This is a genomic window from Aeromonas sp. BIGb0445, from assembly GCF_024809075.1.
Lineage (GTDB): Bacteria > Pseudomonadota > Gammaproteobacteria > Enterobacterales > Aeromonadaceae > Aeromonas > Aeromonas rivuli.
Map to the genome: position 1 here is coordinate 296,639 of NZ_JANUES010000003.1, position 17,240 is coordinate 313,878.

The 17,240-nt window shown below is 61.1% G+C and carries 13 protein-coding genes and 2 tRNA genes; 8 read left to right on the forward strand and 7 right to left on the reverse strand.

Annotated elements, in window-relative coordinates:
* Positions 1 to 148: 148 nt before the first annotated feature.
* Positions 149 to 223, reverse strand: a tRNA-Gly gene (locus tag M2367_RS08105).
* A 94-nt stretch (positions 224 to 317) separates the two neighbouring features.
* Positions 318 to 391, reverse strand: a tRNA-Gly gene (locus M2367_RS08110).
* Between the two features lie 201 nt (positions 392 to 592).
* Between M2367_RS08110 and M2367_RS08115 the strand changes: the two genes are divergently transcribed.
* From M2367_RS08115 to rcsF, 3 genes are all read left to right on the forward strand, one after another.
* A complete protein-coding gene (locus M2367_RS08115; RefSeq protein WP_259236385.1) occupies positions 593 to 2,362 on the forward strand; it encodes a heme ABC transporter permease/ATP-binding protein CydD in 1,770 nt (589 codons plus the stop codon).
* On the forward strand, positions 2,355 to 4,085 hold the full coding sequence (locus tag M2367_RS08120; RefSeq protein ID WP_259236386.1) for a heme ABC transporter ATP-binding protein/permease CydC: 1,731 nt from the start codon (positions 2,355 to 2,357) through the stop codon (positions 4,083 to 4,085). The genes M2367_RS08115 and M2367_RS08120 overlap by 8 nt, the downstream gene beginning before the upstream one ends.
* A 124-nt stretch (positions 4,086 to 4,209) precedes the next feature.
* The gene (gene rcsF, locus M2367_RS08125; RefSeq protein ID WP_042040384.1) at positions 4,210 to 4,581 is read left to right on the forward strand and encodes an Rcs stress response system protein RcsF; all 372 of its coding nucleotides are present in this window, start codon (positions 4,210 to 4,212) and stop codon (positions 4,579 to 4,581) included.
* A gap of 60 nt (positions 4,582 to 4,641) precedes the next feature.
* On the opposite strand, the gene M2367_RS08130 is transcribed toward rcsF, so the two are convergent.
* Entirely contained in the window at positions 4,642 to 5,031 is a 390-nt protein-coding gene (locus tag M2367_RS08130) for an MAPEG family protein (RefSeq protein ID WP_042040382.1), read from the reverse strand.
* Positions 5,032 to 5,201: 170 nt separating this feature from the next.
* On the opposite strand from M2367_RS08130, the gene tsaA reads away from it, so the two are divergent.
* The gene (tsaA, locus tag M2367_RS08135) at positions 5,202 to 5,906 is read left to right on the forward strand and encodes a tRNA (N6-threonylcarbamoyladenosine(37)-N6)-methyltransferase TrmO (protein WP_259236387.1); all 705 of its coding nucleotides are present in this window, start codon (positions 5,202 to 5,204) and stop codon (positions 5,904 to 5,906) included.
* 83 nt (positions 5,907 to 5,989) lie between these two features.
* Here tsaA and M2367_RS08140 read toward each other — a convergent pair whose 3' ends face one another.
* Positions 5,990 to 7,111, reverse strand: a complete 1,122-nt coding sequence (locus tag M2367_RS08140; protein WP_224432458.1) for a beta-ketoacyl-ACP synthase III — start codon at positions 7,109 to 7,111, stop codon at positions 5,990 to 5,992.
* Positions 7,112 to 7,387: 276 nt separating this feature from the next.
* Here M2367_RS08140 and cysK point away from each other — a divergent pair, with 276 nt between their 5' ends.
* From cysK to crr, 4 genes are all read left to right on the forward strand, one after another.
* Positions 7,388 to 8,356, forward strand: a complete 969-nt coding sequence (gene cysK, locus M2367_RS08145; RefSeq protein ID WP_042040379.1) for a cysteine synthase A — start codon at positions 7,388 to 7,390, stop codon at positions 8,354 to 8,356.
* 441 nt (positions 8,357 to 8,797) lie between these two features.
* The gene (locus M2367_RS08150; protein ID WP_005303128.1) at positions 8,798 to 9,055 is read left to right on the forward strand and encodes an HPr family phosphocarrier protein; all 258 of its coding nucleotides are present in this window, start codon (positions 8,798 to 8,800) and stop codon (positions 9,053 to 9,055) included.
* Between the two features lie 45 nt (positions 9,056 to 9,100).
* Positions 9,101 to 10,828, forward strand: coding sequence for a phosphoenolpyruvate-protein phosphotransferase PtsI (ptsI, locus tag M2367_RS08155; protein ID WP_042040377.1), 1,728 nt, complete (start codon positions 9,101 to 9,103; stop codon positions 10,826 to 10,828).
* 43 nt (positions 10,829 to 10,871) lie between these two features.
* Positions 10,872 to 11,381, forward strand: coding sequence for a PTS glucose transporter subunit IIA (gene crr, locus M2367_RS08160; RefSeq protein WP_005906805.1), 510 nt, complete (start codon positions 10,872 to 10,874; stop codon positions 11,379 to 11,381).
* A 307-nt stretch (positions 11,382 to 11,688) separates the two neighbouring features.
* Here crr and M2367_RS08165 read toward each other — a convergent pair whose 3' ends face one another.
* The 3 genes from M2367_RS08165 to M2367_RS08175 all read right to left on the reverse strand — a co-directional run bounded on the left by M2367_RS08165 (position 11,689) and on the right by M2367_RS08175 (position 17,207).
* Positions 11,689 to 15,441 carry an AAA family ATPase gene (locus tag M2367_RS08165; RefSeq protein WP_259236389.1) on the reverse strand — a complete coding sequence of 1,251 codons (3,753 nt, stop codon included), beginning with the start codon at positions 15,439 to 15,441 and terminating at the stop codon, positions 11,689 to 11,691.
* Complete coding sequence (locus M2367_RS08170; protein WP_259236390.1) at positions 15,438 to 16,664, reverse strand: exonuclease SbcCD subunit D C-terminal domain-containing protein; 1,227 nt, start codon at positions 16,662 to 16,664, stop codon at positions 15,438 to 15,440. The genes M2367_RS08165 and M2367_RS08170 overlap by 4 nt, the downstream gene beginning before the upstream one ends.
* A 114-nt stretch (positions 16,665 to 16,778) precedes the next feature.
* On the reverse strand, positions 16,779 to 17,207 hold the full coding sequence (locus M2367_RS08175) for an N-acetyltransferase (RefSeq protein WP_042040373.1): 429 nt from the start codon (positions 17,205 to 17,207) through the stop codon (positions 16,779 to 16,781).
* Between the last annotated feature and the right edge of the window lie 33 nt (positions 17,208 to 17,240).

Below are 17,240 nucleotides of genomic sequence, written 5' to 3' on the forward strand. Positions count from 1 at the left end.
ATCAGGCGCCTTTTTGCTGGCCGCACCAGAGAAGCAGTGGCCACACCTGACCTGATGAGCGCTTGGGGATGAAGGCGCGGCAACGGTTGATGGAAGAGCCACATAAGCAAAAAGCCCACTCGCGAGAGTGGGCTTTTTGCTGTGAAGCTGGAGCGGGCAGCGGGAATCGAACCCGCATCATCAGCTTGGAAGGCTGAGGTAATAGCCATTATACGATGCCCGCTTGGCATCAGAAATTACAGTGGGAGGACAACCAAACCCACCTGTTCAAGCAATTTGTTGCCTTGAGACAAATCAAGCAGCTTGCCATCGGAATATGGAGCGGGTGATGGGAATCGAACCCACGTATGCAGCTTGGGAAGCTACCGTTCTACCATTGAACTACACCCGCGTCAGGGGCTCTACTATATGCATTTTGCCGCCAAGCGCAATGGCACCCTTTCGATTTTTTACCGCAAATCAAACTGTTCGACCAACTAATGAACAGGGCGCCGCATTTTCAACCGCCCCGCGTGATGCCATGGCATTTACAAGGTTGCCATTGCCTGGGGGCGAGGATAGTCTTGCGCCACTCGAAATGAGGAAGCTGGTGATGGACAAGAATACCCAAAAACATCTTTATGGCTGGTTGCGCATGCAGTCGAGTCACGGCCGACGCTGGATCGGTCTCTCCATAGCATTCGGCCTGGGTCAGGGAGTCCTGATGGTCGCCCAAGCCTGGCTGCTGGCCACCCTGCTGCACGGCTTCATCATAGAGGGCATCCTGCCCGAGCAGCAGATCCCCCTGTTTATCACCCTGCTCGCCGTCACCCTCGGCAAGGCGCTGCTCGCCTATGGCCGCGAAGTGACCAGCTTCAAGGCCGGTGCCGCCGTGCGCCAGACCATACGCAACCTGGTGCTGACCCGTCTCAGTCGCCTCGGCCCTGCTTATATACAACGTCGTCCGGCCGGGAGCTGGGCCAGCCTGCTGCTCGAACAGATCGAAAATATGCAGGAGTTCTTCTCCCGCTATTTGCCGCAGATGGCCATCGCCGTCTTCATTCCCATCGTGATATTGGTCGCTGTCTTCCCGGTCAACTGGGCGGCAGGCATCATACTGCTCGGTACGGCGCCGCTCATCCCCCTGTTCATGATCCTGGTCGGGGTCGGCGCCGCCGATGCCAACCGCCGCAACTTCCACTCCCTGGCTCGCCTCTCGGGTCACTTCCTCGACCGGCTCAAGGGACTGCGCACCCTGCAACTGTTCATGCGAACCCAGGCCGAGGGCAAGGAGATAGAAGAGGCGTCGGAAGACTTTCGGGTCAGGACCATGGAGGTGCTGCGGCTGGCCTTCCTCAGTACGGCGGTGCTGGAGTTCTTCGCCGCCCTCTCGGTCGCCCTGGTCGCCGTCTATTTTGGTTTCTCTTATATCGATCACCTCAACTTCGGCAACTACGGCGCCAAGGTAACGCTGTTTACCGGCCTGTTCGTGCTCTTCCTGGCCCCCGAGTTCTATGCGCCCCTGCGCGAGCTCGGCGCGCACTATCACGCCAAGGCCCAGGCCATCGGCGCCGCCGAACAGCTGCTGGAGTTTCTGGAAGCCGAGGTGGCTGAACCTGCCAGCGGCAGCCAGCCGTTCACGGCCAACCACCCCATTCGGGTCGAGGCCTGTGCCTTGGAGGTATTGAGCGCCGAGGGCAAGGTGCTGGTCGGCCCCATCGACTTCACTCTGGAACCCGGCTCACGCACCGCCCTGGTAGGGATCAGTGGTGCGGGCAAGAGTTCCCTGGTCAATGCCCTGCTCGGCTTTGCCCCCTATCGCGGGGAGCTGAAAGTCGATGGCCTGGAGCTGGCCAGTCTCGACATGAGTCAGTGGCGACAACGCCTCGGCTGGCTCTCTCAAAACCCGCAGCTGTTTCATGCCTCCTTGCGCGACAACTTGCTGCTCGCCAAACCGGATGCCAGCGATGCCGAGCTGAGCGAGGCACTCAAGGGTGCCCAGGCGTGGGAGTTTGCCATGGAAAAAGGGATGGATTATCCCCTTGGCGATCAGGCAGGCGGCCTCTCGGTCGGTCAGGCGCAACGTCTGGCCCTGGCCCGCACCCTGCTCAAGTCGACCCAATTGATGGTGCTGGATGAACCCACCGCTAGTCTGGACAGGCTCTCGGAGCGCGCCATCATGGGAAGCCTGGAAAAAGCCACGGCGGGCCAGACTCTGCTGATGATCACCCACCGGCTCGATCAACTGAGCGAGATGGATCAGATCCTGGTGCTGGCCAAGGGTCAGCTGGTCGAACAGGGCCATTACCGGCAGCTGAGCGAGGGCCAGGGGCCCTTCGCCAGCCTCTTGTCCCAACGTGCGGGGGATTCTCTCGATGACTGATTTATTGCCCTTTCTGCGGCTCTACCGCCAACATTGGCTGAGCCTGAGTGTCGGCCTGCTGCTGGCCTTGGTGACCCTGGCCGCCGGCATAGGCTTGCTGTCGCTCTCCGGCTGGTTCCTCTCCGCCGCAGCCGTGGCGGGCATGGCTGCCGCCAGCCGTGACACCTTCAACTACATGACTCCGGCTGGCGGGGTGCGTTTCTTCTCCATCGTCCGCACCGCGGGTCGCTGGGGGGAGCGAGTCGTGAGTCACGATGCCACCTTCCGGGTACTGACCCGGCTGCGGGTCTGGTTCTGGCAGAAACTCTCCCCCCTCTCCACCGGGGCCCTGGCAGGCTTTCGCCAGGCGGATCTGCTCAATCGCCTGGTGGCTGACATCGACGCCATGGACCACGTCTATCTGCGCCTGATCACCCCGATTGGCGCGGCGCTGCTCAGCACAGCCGGCCTGGTGTTCTTCCTCTCCTTCTTCGACGGTCGGCTCGCCCTGACTCTGGGCGCCATCTTGCTGTTTGGCATGATAGCCCTGCCCCTGGTGTTCTTCTTCGCCGGTCGCAAGCCCGGTCAGGCGCTCATCCTCGGCAAGGCCCAACTGCGTACCCGCCTGGTGGATTATCTGGATGGTCAGGCCGAGCTGCAGATGTTTGCCGCCGCCCCCCGCGCCCTCACCGAGCTGCAACAGGCCGAGCAGGACCTGATCCTTGCCCAGGCGCGCATGGCCAGGGTGAGCGGTCTGGCCAATGCAAGTGTTCAGCTACTGAGCGGCTGGACCCTGACCCTGATGCTCTGGCTCGCCAGCCACGGGGTGGGCGGCGCGACGCCGGATCCCATCACGGCGCTGATGGTGTTTGCCACCTTGGCAAGCTTCGAGGCCTTACTGCCCCTGGCCGGCGCCTTTCAGCATCTCTCCACCAGCCTGGCCTCGGCCCGCCGCCTCAACGAGATATTGCAAGATGCCCAGCCGCCGGAATGGGGCACCTTGAACGAACCTGCCCAGGGTGGCGCCTTGCAGATAAACGATCTCTCCTTCGGCTATCCGGGTAGTACTCAAGCCGTACTGCGCGGTTGCACCCTGCAGCTGCGGGCCGGTGAGAAGCTGGCGCTGCTGGGCCAGACGGGCTGCGGCAAATCGACACTGATGGGCTTGCTGACCCGGGAGTGGAACCCGCAATCTGGCGAGATCTTGCTGGGCGGCAAGCCGCTGACCGATTACAGCGAAGGGGCTCTGCGCGCTTCGCTCTCTGTGGTCAGCCAGCGGGTGCACCTGTTTGCCGCCACCTTGCGCGACAACCTCAAGCTCGCTGCGCCTGCCGCCAGTGACGAGCGTCTGGCCGAGGTACTGCAACAGGTCGGGCTTGGCGCCTTGCTAGAAGATGAGACGGGTCTGGATGCCTGGCTCGGCGACGGTGGCCGCCCCCTGTCTGGTGGGGAGCGGCGCCGCATCGGCATTGCCCGTGCCCTCTTGCATGATGCCCCGCTCTGGCTGCTGGATGAGCCGACCGAGGGGCTCGACAGCCAGACCGAGCGCGACATCATGGCGCTGCTGATGCGCTTGGGTGCCGATCGCGCCATGCTGCTCATCTCCCACCGATTGATTGGCCTGGAGCAGATGGACAGGATAGCGCTGATGGAGGAGGGTCAGATCCGTCTGTGTGCCCCTCATCAAGCACTGCTGGCCGATGATTACTATCAGAGCCTGCATCGACGCCTGGCGCCGGTCTGACTCTTTGAGGGACCCAGCGGGTGATTGGCGTCGTCATCCTGGTCACACACCGAGAAATAGGGGCTGGTCGCCGGTGGCGACTGGCCCCTATAATGTTTGCCTCACTGGTCAACAAGATGCCGACATGAAACCCCTGATCCTGATGATGCCCCTGCTCGCCTCCGGCTGCGCCAACTACGCCTTCAATAGCAACCTGGACAAGGAGAACTTTGACGAGTACTTCAAACCGGGCAGTGTCACCATCTATGAGCAGGCCGATCTTGCCGAGCTGAACTATCTCTACCTTGGCACCGTCGAGGGCGAATCCTGCCAAACCGATGCCAACCAGCCCGTCCCCAACGCCGGGGAAGCGCGCACTCTGGCCCGGCGCCGGGCTGCGGACATGGGTGGCAATGGCATCGCCATCGACAAGTGTGCCGAGTACAGCGACATCCCCGGTTGCCTCAAGCAGGTCATCTGCTACGGCCAGGCCCTCAAGGTGGCCGAACAGAAATGACACCTCACCCCGGCCTCGCCGGGGTGATTGTATTCCCCCTCCCCCTTATCGAGACCGCGATCACAGCAGGTCTATCAGGGTCAGCGCCAAGATACCCAGTGCCGCACCCAGCAGGGCGATGAAGGTCATCACCATGCCACTGCTCCTGAACTTGAAATTCTCTTTTGGCGAACTGATGCCATAGGCATGCAAAGCGCGACCCAGCAACAGCGACAGACAGAGGCCATGGATCAGGGGAATGGGGCCACCGAGGCCATCGAAGCAGAAGATGAGCAGCAGACAGAGCGGCACATACTCGGCGAAGTTGCCATGGGCGCGAATGGCACGGGTAAGCAGCGGCTCCTGATGATCTCCCACCGCCACCTGGAAGCGGTGACGCAGCCGCACCACCCTCAGGCTCAGATAGATGAACAGGCAAGCCAGCAAAGCGGCGTAAGGGGCAATGATCATGGGCACTCCTCGAAGCAGGATCTGGGGATCAGCAGTGCCAGCACTATAGCCGGGTCCGGTGCTTGCGCCAATGGCGCCCAGCGCCGGGCCAGGCTTCCTGCCGCATCCATGCCTTTATCGGCGGATTATGCTAGATTGCCCCGGTTTTCCACCATGCAGGGGCGCGCCGCGTGAAATTTGAGATAGATACCCTGGGGGTGATCCACTCCCCCTACAAGGAGAAGTTCGCCATCCCTCGCCAGCCCGGTCTGGTCAAATCGGCCCGCGCCCGGCTCGAGCTGCTGCCCCCCTACGATCAGCCCGATGTGCTGCGCGGCATAGAGCAGTTCTCCCACCTCTGGCTCAGCTTCGTGTTCCACCAGACCATGGCCCAGGGCTGGCACCCGACGGTGCGCCCGCCTCGCCTTGGCGGAAACGAGCGCGTCGGCGTCTTCGCCACCCGCTCCACCTTCCGCCCCAATCCGCTGGGTCTCTCCGTGGTGGAACTGCTTGGCGTCGGCCGCGCACGCGGCAAACTCTGGCTCGAACTCGGCGCCGTCGACTTGCTCGACGGCACCCCCATCGTCGATATCAAACCCTACATTCCCTATGCCGACAGCCTGCCCGATGCCCGGGGAGGCTTTGCCCCTGACGCGCCCCAAGGGCTGCTATCAGTGCACTTTACCGAGCAGGCCCGGGCGGCGCTGTCCGCCTTGCAGCAAGTGCATCCCGAGCTTGAGACCCTGATCGCCGAAGTGCTTGCACAGGATCCCCGCCCCACCTACAAGCGAGGCAAAGCCGATGAGAAACTGTACGGGGTGCGCCTGTTCGACCTCGAGGTGCGTTTTCGTATCACAGAGCCAGAGTGCGAGGTCCTCTCCATCGAGGCAATCTGACTCTCCCAGGATCTCTGCCCGATAAAAAGGGGCCCATCGAGGGCCCCTTTTGCTGCGCTGAAACAGTCGACTCAGGCGCCGGATCATCCCCGCTCGAGCAGCAGGCTGCCGATGGAGTAACCGGCGCCGAACGAACAGAGCACCCCGCGGGCGCCGCTGGGCAGATCCTGGTTATGAAGATGAAACGCGATGACAGAGCCCGCCGAGCTGGTGTTGGCGTAGCGGTCCAGGATGACGGGAGCCTCCTCCTGACTGGCATCGTGGCCCAGCAATTTCCGGCCAATGAACTGGTTCATGGTGAGATTGGCCTGATGCAACCAGAGGCGGGAAAGCTCCCCGGTCTGCCAGCCCTGAGCCGCCAACTGTCCCTCAATCTGGTCGCAGACCAGGGGTAACACCTCCTTGAACACCTTGCGCCCCTGCTGGCGAAACAGCTTGTCGTCGCCATAACGGGTGCGGGGGCTGAGCCGGTTCAAGAAGCCGAAGTTGTTGCGGATGTTATTTGAATACTGGGTGGTCAGCTTGCTGCCCACCAGCCGCCAGGGTTGCGCCACCTGGCAATCGGTCTCCCGCTCCAGCAAGACGGCGGTACAGGCATCGCCGAAGATGAAATGGCTGTCACGGTCGCGAAAATTGAGGTGACCCGAGCAGATCTCCGGATTGACCACCAGGGCCAGCCTGGCCGTCCCTGCCGCCAGCAGATCCGCCGCCGTCTTGATGCCGAAGGTGGCGGAGGAGCAGGCCACATTCATGTCAAATGCCATGCCGCTTGCCCCAAGATAGTGCTGCAGTTCGATAGCCAGTGCCGGATAGGGGCGCGGCATGTTCGACGCTGCCACTATCACCAGGTCTATCTCTTCGGGTTTGCGACCGGCGGCGATCAGCGCCTGCTCGGCGGCGGCAACCGCCATCTCGACCATGATGGAGGGCTGCTCATCGGGGCGCTCGGCCAAGAGCGGCTGCATGATATCGGGATCCAGCACCCCTTCCCGGCTCACCAGGAAGCGGCTCTTGATGCCGGAGGCCTTCTCGATGAAATCGCTGCTGGAGTGCTGTTTGGCATCGAGCTGACCCGCATCTATGGCGGAGGCATTCTCTTCGTTGTAGAGATCCACATACTGGTTGAAGGCCTGGACCAGCTCCTCGTTGCTGACGGCGTGGGGCGGGGTATAGAGGCCGCTGCCACTGATCACTATCTGGGTCATCTTTGCTCCTGTGCCGGGTGCAGTCCCGGCTTATCGGGTAGGGTCGAGGTGAGGCAGAGCCGGGCCGACGGAAGAACAGGCGCCAGCGCGCGACACTCTGCTATCGTTCAGGGTTTCGTTATAACTGACCATCGGATGATGGTCGGCGATTAATTCAGATAAGAGGGTATAAGCTCTATATCTTGTAATAACATATTGTTATAACAAAACGTCACTTCTCATTCAGGAATCTCAGAGTAATCTTGTTTCATCGCCGTAACAAACAGGGATAGCACCATGAGTAAGATTTTTGAGGACAACAGCCAGACCATAGGTCAGACACCGCTGGTTCGTCTCAACCGTGTTACCAAAGGCCGAGTGCTGGCCAAGATCGAAAGCCGTAACCCCAGCTTCAGCGTCAAGTGCCGCATCGGCGCCAACCTTATCTGGGATGCAGAGAAGCGCGGTGTGCTGACCAAGGGCAAAGAGATCATCGAGCCCACCAGCGGTAATACCGGTATTGCTCTGGCCTTCGTGGCTGCGGCCCGTGGCTATCCCATCACCCTCACCATGCCGGCCACCATGAGCCTTGAGCGCCGCAAGCTGCTCAAGGCGCTCGGTGCCAATTTGGTGCTGACCGAGGGGCCGCTTGGCATGAAGGGCGCCATCGCCAAGGCCAATGAGATCCTCGAATCCGAACCAGGCAAGTTTGTACTGCTGCAGCAATTTGAAAACCCGGCCAACCCCGAGATCCACGAGCAGACCACTGGCCCCGAGATCTGGGAAGCCACCGATGGCGACATCGATGTGTTCGTGGCCGGGGTCGGTACCGGCGGCACCATCACCGGGGTCTCCCGCTACATCAAGCAGACCAAGGGCAAGGCCATCATTTCGGTCGCGGTCGAGCCAAGCGAATCCCCCGTCATCAGCCAGAAACTGGCTGGAGAAGAGATCAAGCCAGGCCCCCACAAGATCCAGGGCATCGGCGCCGGCTTCATTCCGGGCAACCTGGACCTGGCCCTGCTGGACAGAGTCGAGCAAGTCAGCAGCGATGATGCCATCGAGATGGCTCGCCGCCTGATGGAAGAGGAAGGCATTCTGGCGGGGATCAGCTCAGGCGCCGCCGTCGTGGCCGCCGCCCGTCTGGCAGAACTGCCCGAATTTGCAGGCAAGACCATAGTGGTCGTGTTGCCGAGTGCTGCCGAGCGCTATCTCTCCAGCGCCCTGTTTGCGGGTGTGTTCAGTGAGCAAGAGCTGCAACAGTAAATGATGTTGTTTTCCATAAAAATGGCGCCCACAGTGGGCGCCATTTTTGTTTGCGCTAAACTTATCGCCAAACAGCGCCACTCGACCCCCTTATTTTTTGGGGTAAAATAACAAATAAGCGCGCCACAAAAAAAGCAGACATTCTGTGATAAATCTCATATCCTGTGCGGCGTCACGCACTTTTTGCGGGTCAGGTTTCACAAAGTAACAAAGTGTTATTTTTCGTTATAAAATAACGACAAGCTAGGTATAGCGCGGCTTGCAGCACAGCGTTCCAGGAAATCCGACCAAGACTACAAATACTGAACAGAAAATTGACCTGGATTAAGCTATTGCAGGTCTGATTTCGTTACTTTACAACATATGCATACTTAAACGGTCTGAAAGAGCAGCCTCAAAGCGGCCTTCAGACTATAAAATATCAATAATATGGGGTGAACCATGTACGAGAAGTCTGTAGTTATCACTGCTGAAAACGGCCTGCACACCCGTCCGGCAGCGCAATTCGTGAAAGAAGCCAAAGAATTCCAAAGCGAGATCACTGTGGTCTCCGGTGGCAAGTCCGCCAGCGCCAAGAGCCTGTTCAAGTTGCAGACTCTGGGTCTGACCAAGGGTACCAACGTCACCATCCAGGCCGATGGCCCGGACGCTCAGAAAGCCGTTGAGAAGCTGGTCGCCCTGATGGACGAGCTGGAGTAATCCGGCTCACACTCCTCCCCCACAGTCGTTTTAATAGGAAGGATTATGATATCTGGCATTCCTGCGTCCCCCGGCATCGCATTCGGCAAGGCGCTTCTTCTCAAAGAAGATGAAATCGTTATCAATCAGAGCAAGATTTCTGCCGAACAGATAGATACCGAGATCAACCGCTTCCTCGAAGCTCGCACCAAGTCAGCTACCCAGCTGGAAGCCATCAAAGAGATGGCAGGTCGCACCTTCGGTGAGGAAAAAGAGGCCATCTTCGAAGGCCACATCATGCTGCTCGAAGATGAGGAGCTGGAAGGGGATATCAGATCCTTCATCAAGGACAACAAGGCCCATGCTGACAAGGCCATCTTTGAGGTCATCGAGCAATACGCGAAGATGATGGCCGACCTGGATGACCCCTATCTGCGTGAGCGCGCCACCGATTTCCGTGACATCGGCACCCGTCTGGTGAAGAACGCACTGGGCATCGCCGTGGTCAACCTGAGCACCATAGACGAAGAGGTAATCCTGGTCGCCAACGACCTGACCCCGTCTGAAACTGCCCAGATCAATTTGAAATATGTGCTGGGTTTTGTCACCGACATCGGTGGCCGTACCTCTCACACCTCCATCATGGCCCGCTCCCTCGAGCTGCCGGCCATCGTGGGCACCAATGACATCACCCGTCGCGTCAACAATGGCGACATGCTGGTGCTGGATGCCATCAATAACCAGGTCATCATCAATCCGAGCCCGGAGCAGCTGAGCGACGCCAAGAAATTCCAGGCCCAGTTCCAGGCCGAGAAAGATGAGCTGGCCAAGCTCAAAGACTTGCCCGCCATCACCCTTGATGGCCATCAGGTCGAAGTCTGCGCCAACATAGGTACCGTCAAGGATACCGAGGGTGCCATCCGCAATGGCGCCGAGGGCGTGGGTCTGTACCGCACCGAGTTCCTGTTCATGGATCGCGATGCGCTGCCGACCGAAGACGAGCAGTTCAAGGCCTACAAAGAAGTGGCAGAGGCCATGCCGGATCAGCCGATCATCGTCCGTACCATGGACATTGGCGGCGACAAAGAACTGCCATACATGAATTTCCCGAAAGAGATGAACCCCTTCCTGGGCTGGCGTGCCATCCGCATTTTCTTCGATCGCGAAGAGATCATGCACGCTCAGCTGAAGGCCATCTTGCGTGCCTCTGCCTTCGGCAAACTGCGCATCATGTTCCCGATGATCATCTCGGTTGAAGAGTTCCGCAGCCTCAAAGCCACCGTGGAACAGCTCAAAGCCGAACTGCGTGCCGACGGTAAAGCCTTTGATGAATCCATCGAAGTGGGTATCATGATTGAGACCCCAGCCGCCGCCGTGATGGCTCATCATCTGGCCAAGGAAGTGGACTTCTTCAGTATCGGTACCAACGACTTGACCCAGTACACCCTGGCCGTCGACCGTGGTAACGAAATGATTTCCGCCATGTACAACCCGCTGTCGCCTTCCGTCCTGACGCTGATCAAGATGGTGATCGATGCATCCCACGCCGAAGGCAAGTGGACTGGCATGTGTGGTGAACTGGCTGGTGACGAACGCGCCACCCTGCTGCTGCTGGGTATGGGTCTGGATGAATTCTCCATGAGCGCCATCTCTGTACCGCGCATCAAGAAGCTCATTCGCAACACTAACTTCGAAGATGTGAAGGCCATGGCAGATCAAGCATTGAGCTATGCCACCGCCGCCGAAATCGAAGCCTGTGTAGATAACTTTATAAAGCAGAAAGCAGTCTGCTAAGATCGGCTGCAAACAGCGATAATCATCTTTAGGAGCTTTTACTATGGGTCTGTTCGATAAACTGAAGAAGCTAGTTTCCGATGACAGCTCTGACACCGGCGGCATCGAAATCTTTGCCCCCCTGTCTGGCGAGATCGTCCCCATCGAAGACGTGCCTGACGTAGTATTCGCCGAGAAGATCGTTGGTGACGGCATCGCCATCAAGCCAGCCGGTAACAAGATGGTTGCCCCCTGCGACGGCACCATCGGCAAGATCTTCGAGACCAACCATGCGTTCTCGCTGGAGTCTGACACTGGTATCGAGCTGTTCGTTCACTTCGGTATCGATACCGTTGAACTGAAAGGCGAAGGCTTCACTCGTATCGCCCAGGAAGGCCAAAAGGTCAAACGCGGCGACACCATCATCGAGTTCGATCTGGCCCTGCTGGAAGAGAAAGCCAAGTCTACTCTGACGCCGGTTGTCATCTCCAACATGGATGAGATCAAAGAGCTGATCAAGATGACTGGTGCCGTGACCGTCGGTGAGACCCCGGTGATCCGCATCAAGAAATAAGTCTGGCCCAGGCCTGACGATGAAAACCGACGCCAAGGCGTCGGTTTTTTTATCTCTGTTCGCCAAGCCCGCAACCAGGCGAGCACCCGACATGGCTCCCCGACTTCCCACCGTCCCCCCAGACAGCACGGATGCCAGCCTGTGGGAGCCGCTCCGCCGGTTTGGCATCCCTGATGGCAAACCGGCGCATTGCTCCACGGCTCCACTTCCACTTCCACTTCCACTTCCACTTCCACTTCCACTTCCACTTCCACTTCCACTTCCACTACGCCATGCTGATCCAGCAGTCGTCGCGGCTGGCAACCATTCAGGGCAAGACTACCCGGCTCTCTCCCCCACCCAGGGCCTCGATGCGGATCTGTACCCCGATGCGCTCAACCAGAGTCTGGACATGGGAGATGACACCGATCTGGCGCCCCGCCGCCTGCAGGGAATCCAGGCTGGCCAGGGCCAAGTCCAGGCTGTCCGGATCCAGGGTACCGAACCCCTCGTCGATAAACAGCGACTCTATCTGGGTCTGCTTGGAGGAGAGGCTGGAGAGCGCCAGGGCCAGGGCCAGGGAAACCAGGAAGCTCTCGCCACCTGAGAGGGAGTCGACCGAACGCACCTCATCTCCCATGTCGAGGTCGACCACCTGCAGCGCCAGATCGGTACCCGGTACCCGCTCCAGCCGATAACGTGGTGACAAGTCGCTCAGCTGGGCGTTGGCCTCGAGCAGCAAGCGCTCCAGGGTCAGACTCTGGGCGAAGGTACGGAATTTGGCACCATTGGCCTGGCCGATGAGATCCGACAGCTGCTGCCAATGATCCGCCACCCCCTGCTGCTGCTGTAACGCCGCCTGCAGCTCACCCGCCTTCTGGCGAGCCACTTCGGCCTGGGCAAGTTGACTGCGGCACTCAAACAGCTGCTCATCGAGCTCGCGGCAGCGGGTCTCACATTCGGCAAGCCGCTGGCTAAGGGCTTCGGCACTCAGCGCCGCCAATTCCCCATGATGCGCGCGATAGCGCGCCAGCTTCGCCTCTTCCTGAGCCTGTGCCCGCTGGCGTTCGCCGAGCCGGGTACGTGCCTCGGCCAGGGCATCGTCCAGGCGCTGCAAGGCGATACGGCGAGCCTTTAGCTCATCCGGCGTGATGGCCAACAGCTGGCGCAGATCATCTTCCGGGATGCCCAACGCGCTGGCCCGAGCCGACCAGCGCCCCTGCACCTCACGCTGCCGCTGGCGACTCAGCTGCCTGTCCTGCTCGAGATGGGCCAAGCGGGTCTTGAGCTCGGTCTGACGCTCCCTTGAGGCATGCAGGGCAGCCATCGCCTCCTCGAGCTGAGTGACCCCCTGTTGCAATCGCTGCTGCCACTCACTTTCCACCACGGCGATGGCGCGACCATCGAGGCACGCCTCGCGGCTGGCCAGCAACACCTGGCGTTGTTGATCGCCCTCTTTATAGTCAAGCGTCAGCTTGTGCAGCAGATCGTTCTGACTCTGCACCCGCACCGCCTGTGCACTGAGGATGGGGGTCAGGCTGGCAAGCTCATTGCCCAGTTGTTCCCACTCGCTCTGGCCCTGCAAATAGGCCTCGCAAGTCTGTTGCCACTCCTGCCAACGCGCCGCCTCCGCCCATTGGCGCCAGGGCTCGGCGCCCATCTGCTGATCGAGCCGCGCCTCCCCCTGCACCAGTCGCTGTGCCAGGGCGCTCTCCTGTTCGGCCAGCGCCTTCAGCTCGCCCTCCAGCGCTATCTTCTGGCGCTCGGCTTCGTGCAGCTGCTGTTCACACTGCTGTTGACGAACATTGAGTCTGGTCAGCTGATCCCGCAGCTCCGCCAGTCGCTGCTGCTCCCGCTGGGCCTGTTGCAACTGCGCCAGGCCAGTCGCCAGGCTCAGCGCCAGAGCCTTCTCCTGGGTCAGCAGTTGCGTCTGCCACTCGCCCCATTCAGTTGGACTGGGGTTAGTCGGCAGGTCGTGCCCCAGCAGCTTGCGTCCTCCCAGCTCTCCCCAGCGTTGATTGAGCTGTGCGGCTCTCGCGGCCAGCTCGGGATGATGTTGTTGGTGGGCGGCCAGCTGACGGGTCAGTTCGGCGCGCTCGACCTCCCCTTGCAGATGCTGACGGTTGAGCCGCTCACACTCGAGATCCAGCTGATGAACCCGTTCGCTCTGCTGGGCCAGGATACCCGCGGCCTGAGGCTGACTCTGGCGGTAAGGGTGAGCCTCTGAGCCACAGAGCGGGCACGGAATACCATCTTGAAGCACATGGCGATGCTGATCGAAACTGACCACGGCACGGGCCCGCTCCAGGGCATGGCGCGCCTCATCACGCTGGATGACGAGCCGTGCCAGCTCGGGTTCCCGCTCCCCATGTTGCGCGGCCAGCCGTGCCAGTTGCTGCTCGAGCAGGCTCGTCTCTTGCTGCAGCCGTGCCTGCTGTTCGCTGTAGTGGCGGCCCTCTTGCGTCAGCGCCAACAATGCGCGCACCTGCCCCAACTGCTCGGTCCGGGATTGGCGCAACTCCTGCGCCCCGGCAACCTGAGCGTCCCACTCCTGAGCCTGCAACTCATCGTGCTGCCGTTGCAAGGCCGCGCACTCCTGTTGCCCGCGATCGCGCTCCTGCTGTCCCTGCTCCAGGCGGGCATTGAGATCGAGCAGCGTCTCGCTTCCCTGGGCACGACGCTGGATCACCCGCTGCAACTGCCCCCGGCTCTCGGCCCAGTCTTGCATGGCAGCCAGCAAGGGCTGCCACTGACGGGCCAAGGGGGCCATCCCCTTGCGTTCCTCGAGCCAGCTCGCTCGCTGCTGACGGCGCGTCTCGAGGGATTGCTTCTGCTCGTTTTGTTGCTGCCACTCCTGCTGCAGCTTGAGTTGCTGCTCGCGCGCCGGCTTGCCCTGCTGCTGGATCTCCTGCAACTGGCTGGTCTTCTCCCGGATACGGGTATCAAGATCTTGCGCCCGCTTGAGTTCGGGCTGCAACGCCCCCCACTCCCGCTCGGCGGCCGCTCTTTGCGTAATAAGCTGCTGTTCGAGCTGGGTGGCTTGCTGCTGCGCCTGCTCGGCCCGTTCGAGCTCGGGCCTCAGTTGGTCGATGAGCCGCTCCTGCTGCTGCGCCTCCAGATCGAGGCGAGCCAGCTCGTCGTGATCGGCGCGGGCCACCTGAGCCTGTTCGGCGCGGCCAAACGCCTCCCGCTCGGGCGCCGCCTGGGCATGAGCCACCTCGGCATCCGCCAGTGAGGCCTCCCCCTCCAGACAGGCTTGGCGCAGGGTGGCGATACGATCGTTGAGATCGCGAAAATCCTGCAACAGCTGACGCTCTTGCTGGGCGAGCGTGAGGCTGGCGGAGAGACTCTGCTGCTGCGCGGCCCACTGCACGCGCGTTGCCTCGTCCATCAGCGCTATGTCGCCGAGCCGCTCCCTCAGCGTCGCCAGCGTCTGCTGCTCGGCCCTGGCCCGCTCATAGGTCTGTACCGAGATGGCTGAGTAGAGCTCAGTGCCGGTCATGCGCTCGAGCAAGGCGGAGCGCTCGTTGGCATCGGATTTGAGGAAGGCGGCAAACTCCCCCTGGGGCAGGATGACGGCGCGGCGGAACTGCTCCCAGGAGAGCCCAACCAACTCGTCGATCCGCTCTTGCAGCTCACGCTTGCTGCCGGAGAAGAGTTGACCGCTGACCAGATCCGTCAAGGATCGCTCCTGGGCCTGGAAGCGGCCCTCAGCCCGGTTGCGAGCCCGGCGCACCGCCCAGCGGGCGAGATAGACCCGGCCATCGCAGCCGCGAAAGCGCACTTCGGCAAAACCGCTGGCATGGCCGCGACTCAAGATGCCGCGCACGTCATTGGCCTTGAGCTTCTCTTCATCATCCTGGCGACCGACTTCGGCCACATTTTTACGGTTGGCGACAAAGCGCGGCATCTCGTCATAGAGCGCCAGACAGATGGCATCGAGCAGGGTGCTCTTGCCCGCCCCGGTATTGCCGGTGATGGCAAACAGACCGGCAGCGCCCAGGGCATCCTTGTCAAAATCGATGTGAAAAGCCTGAGTCAGACTGGCCAGGTTCTCCCCGGCGAGGGATAAAATTTTCATGACTTGGCCTCTCTGACCTGGGTCAGGATCTCGTCAAAGGAGGCGAGCAGTGCCTCGCTCGGTTCCCCTTCGAACTGCCGTTGATAACAGAGGGTGAACACCTCCTGGGGGGCAATATCGTCCAGACGCCGACGCTGGCCGCCATCGGCCAGCCCCTGTCCTGAACCCTGATAGCGGGTGCTGATCCGGGCCAGTCGCACCGGCTTGCCTGCTAGGGCCGCGAGGATCCGCTCACGAATGCGCGCCTCGGGCTTGGGCAGCAACAGCCTCACCTCCAGGAATGGTTGCGCCTGCGCAGGGACATCGGCCAGGTCCAGCGCCGCGATCGCCTCCAGAGCGACATGCAATTCGCTCTCGGGCAGCCGTATCATCTCGACGCTGCGTGGCACCAAGATGGGCTCGACTGCCACCAGTTTGCCGCCCTCCAGCGTGACTTCCAGCACCTGATGACGATAGTTGGCCTCATTGAGAGAGAGGGGCAGCGGCGAGCCGCTGTAATGCACGCCGGGGGCCAGACGCTGGGCCAGATGCAGGTGACCGAGCGCCGTGTAATCGGCACCGGCAAAGATGTCGGCAGGCAGGGCATGCTGGTTGCCACCCAGCACCCGCCGCTCGGACAGTTCGGAGAGCTGACCCGCCGCCAGATAGGCATGGCCCATGGCGACCAGGGCCTGCTCGGGCTCGCAGCGGGCCCGCCCCTCGGCCAGCAGCTCATCATAGATCTGGCGCACCCCTTCGATCAGCCTGTCCTGCCCCTCCCCCAGGGCCTCGGGTCTGAGGTCGCTGCTGCGCAAGAAGGGCACGGCGGCGCACCAGGCGGCCACCTTGCCCTCCCTGTCATGCAGTGGTACCAGCAGGCGGTCAGTTTCCAGTTGCCCCCCCTCATCCCGACTGATGCTGCCCACCAGATGCAAGTTGAAGGCCCGCAGCAACTCATGGGGGGCATCCAGCTTGGAGGGGGAGTCATGGTTGCCACCGACCAGCACCAGGTTGAGCCTGGGCATATCGGCGCGCAATCTTGCCAGAAAGCCATACAGCTGCTGCCAGGCACTGGCGGGGGGATTGGCGGTATCGAACAGATCCCCGGCCACCAGCAGGGCATCTATCTGCCGCGTCTTGATGGTATCGGCCAACCAGTCGAGGAAGGCATCATGCTCGAAACGGCGCTCATGGCCATGGAGCTGATGGCCCAGATGCCAATCGGCGGTATGCAGGATTTTCATGGCGTTGCGGCTCAATTAAGCGAAGGCGTCAGGCGCCCATATTGACGTCATGGTGCCTTAGCCCATGCCTGTTCGGCAAGGGTGGGACTCAAGGGTGCCATAAAGAAAAACGGCTCAAGCCCCGAACCAGTGCATCCGGTATTGGCCATGACCGGTCAGGGGATCCGGCTCCTCGCCATCGATAACGAAGCCATGCTGGCGGTAGAAGCGCACCGCAGGATCGTTCTCGGTGAAGACCCTGGCATGCAGGCTGGTGACCTGGGTCTTGGCATTTTGCAGCAAGGCATGGCCTATGCCCCGCCCCTGGCTATCGGGGCGCACAAACAGAGCGGCCAGATAATCGTCGACCAGGGCGATGAATCCCTGCAGCTCGCCATCGTCTTCATAGACCCACACCTCGGCCCGGGTCAGGTAACGGCTGCGCAGCAGCTCCTGAGCCTGCCACCAGACGGAGGCATCGACAAAATCGTGGGACTGCAGGGAAGCCAGCAACCAGATGTCCATAATGGCATCCATATCCTGCGCCCGACTCGCTCTGAGCATCTCTTCATCCTTATCCGTCAGCCAACTCTGGCA